The organism is Streptomyces sp. NPDC093586 (assembly GCF_044764905.1).
Classification (GTDB): Bacteria; Actinomycetota; Actinomycetes; order Streptomycetales; family Streptomycetaceae; genus Streptomyces.
In genome coordinates this window covers 1-2,593 of sequence record NZ_JBIWJA010000094.1, presented here as the reverse complement: position 1 = coordinate 2,593, position 2,593 = coordinate 1, and the positions used below count along the sequence as shown (strand labels likewise).

Genomic DNA, 2,593 nt, shown 5'->3' with positions numbered 1-2,593 from the left:
TCGAACGCACCCAGCAGACCGTTGATGCCATCACCCGGATAGCCGTAGACGCGCTGAACACCCCACTCCGTCAGGCGCTGCAGAACATAGTCGGCCACCAGCGTCATCACGCACTCCTTCGGAGGCACCTCTGCCGTCATCAGTGGGTGACCCATGAACGGGTCGCGTAAACGGAGGGAGCGGCGCTGCCACTCGTGCGGACCGCGCGGTGGTATCGGGGCACGACGTCGTCCAGCATGGTCACTGTCGTGATGTCGTCCGGGTTCTGCGGCTCGCACTTCCCGGCCGGGTGTCCCGGTTCGTCCGGCCCGTCCCAGGACCTTCGGCGAAGGTCCTCACCTGACGCGGCTCCGGGCGGACGGGCTGCGCGTTCCGGGGCCGCCTTTGTCCCGCCGCCCCCGGGCCACCCAGTCCCCCGTCGGCGAGCCAGTGCGAGGACCGCCCGAGGAGCACCTGTGAACCGGTACCGGCGCCCCTTCCTTCGTCTGTGGGACCGGTTGGCCGCGTCCGCGCTGGTCCGGCGCGGCCGGGACCTGGAGCTGATGCACCGGGCCATGGGCTTCGCCACGCTGGCCCTGGTCACGCTGGCGCCGCTGCTGATCGTGGTGGCCGCCGCCGATCCCCTGGGACGCGGCGGTTTCGCGTCCTGGCTGGCCGACGGCATGGGACTGTCCGGCCGGTCCGCCAAGGTGCTGACGGACATCATCAGCCCGCCGACCAAGGTGATCGGCACCACGAGCGTGTGGGGCGGTATCGCCCTCGCCGTCTTCGGCGTGTCCTTCGCGGCGAGCGTGCAGAACGGCTACGAACGCATCTGGGGGTTGCCGTCCGGGCCGTGGCACCGCGTCTGGCGCCAGCTGACCTGGGTGATCGCCCTGACCGCGTACCTCTACCAGGAGGTGCAGACCCGGACCGCGCTGCACGGCTCGGCGCGGATCGCGCTCTCCACGGCGATCGGCATGCTGTTCTTCTGGTGGGGGCAGCACTTCCTGCTGGGCGGCGCGATCCGCTGGCGCGACCTGCTGCCGGGGGCGCTGGCCACCATGGTGGGCCTGATCGGACTGCGCGGTTTCTCCTACCTCGTCTTCACCCCGCTGATCCTCGACAACGCGATCAGTTACGGAACGGTCGGCATCGTGCTCGTGGTGGAGTCGTGGCTCATCGGGGTCGGGTTCGTGGTCTTCGGCGGCGCGATGGTCGGCCACTGGTTCTGCGAGCACCACTGGTGGACACGCACCATCGACCGGGAGCGGTGATCCGGGCCCGTCGAACGCGCCCGGACGGCCCGTGGCCCGCCCGGGCGCTCTCCCGCACGGGCAGGGCGCACGGCAGCGTCAGCCGCGCGGCGGCCTGCCCCAGCCCTTCGCGCCCGCCTTCCGGCAGGTGCGCGCCGACCGTCCCCACGCCGCCTCGGCGCCGCCGGTGCGAGCGCGCCCGCCCGCCCCGGCGGCCAGTGCCGCGGTGACGGCTCCCGCGGCCGCCGCGGCCAGCGCGAGCGGGCGGCGGTGGCGTGAGAGCCAGAACTGGAGGCTCCGCGGGTGCGACTCGTCGTCGAAGAGGCCGTGGGCGCCGTAGTCGACGGGCGCGGCGCCGTCCACCGGCTCGTAGAGGTTGACCGGCCGCGACGGGTCGACCGGGTCGTCGGTCTGCTGCGAGTCGTAACCGGTGCGGGCCAGGTAGCGGTCGAGCAGGCCCGGGGCGAGCTTCTGCCCGAGGAGGGTCGCGACGGTGGAGCCGCCGACCCAGTACTCACGCTTTCCGGGGTGGTCGGCCGCGTACAGGACGGCCTCGGCGGCGACCTCGGGCTGGTAGACCGGGGACACCGGGCGCGGATGCTTGGGGAGCCTGGTGAGGACCCAGCTGAACTGGGGCGTGTTCAGGCCGGGCATCTGGACCATGGTGACCCGCACCCCGCTGCGGTCGTGCAGCAGCTCGCAGCGCAGGGACTCGGTGAAGCCCTGGATGGCGTGCTTGGCCCCGCAGTACACCGCCTGCAGGGGCACACTGCGCTCGGCGAGGGCCGAGCCGACCTGCACGACGGTGCCCCGGTCGCGGGGCACCATGCGCCTCAGGGCGGCCTGGGTGCCGTGGACGAAGCCGAAGTAGGTCACCTCGGTGGCCCGCCGCAACTCCTCGGGCCGGACCTCCATGACGGGGGCGAAGACGGTCGTGAAGGCGGCGTTCACCCAGACGTCGATCGGGCCGAGCTCGTCCTCGATCCGGCTCGCCGCGGCCTCCACCGCCTCGGCGTCGGCGACGTCCACCACCAGGGGCAGGGCGCGCCCGCCGGCCTCCCTGACCTCCTCGGCCGCCCGTTCGAGCGCGTGCTCGCCGCGCGCGAGGAGCGCCACGGCGGCGCCGCGTGCGCCGAAGGCGCGGGCCGTGGCCCGGCCGACGCCGGCGGTGGCGCCGGTCACGACCACCACCTGGGGTCCGTCCCCGCGGTGGTGCCGCCCGCCGCGCCCGTATCGTCCCGCGCCGGTCACTTCTTGCCCCGGCCGGGCAGGTGCTCGGCGTACTCGGTGAGCTTCTGGCGCACGCCCTTGGCGACGATGCCGGCACGCTCGGGGTCGTGCACGGCGGCCTTGGCGGC

The 2,593-nt window shown here is 73.5% G+C and carries 2 protein-coding genes; one reads left to right on the top strand and one right to left on the bottom strand.

What is annotated here, in order from left to right:
• The first annotated feature begins 455 nt into the window (after positions 1 to 455).
• Entirely contained in the window at positions 456 to 1,256 is an 801-nt protein-coding gene (locus tag ACIRFH_RS36495; RefSeq protein ID WP_403530879.1) for a ribonuclease BN, read from the top strand.
• Between the two features lie 78 nt (positions 1,257 to 1,334).
• Here ACIRFH_RS36495 and ACIRFH_RS36490 read toward each other — a convergent pair whose 3' ends face one another.
• Positions 1,335 to 2,417, bottom strand: a complete 1,083-nt coding sequence (locus ACIRFH_RS36490; protein ID WP_403530876.1) for an SDR family oxidoreductase — start codon at positions 2,415 to 2,417, stop codon at positions 1,335 to 1,337.
• Positions 2,418 to 2,593 lie beyond the last annotated feature (176 nt).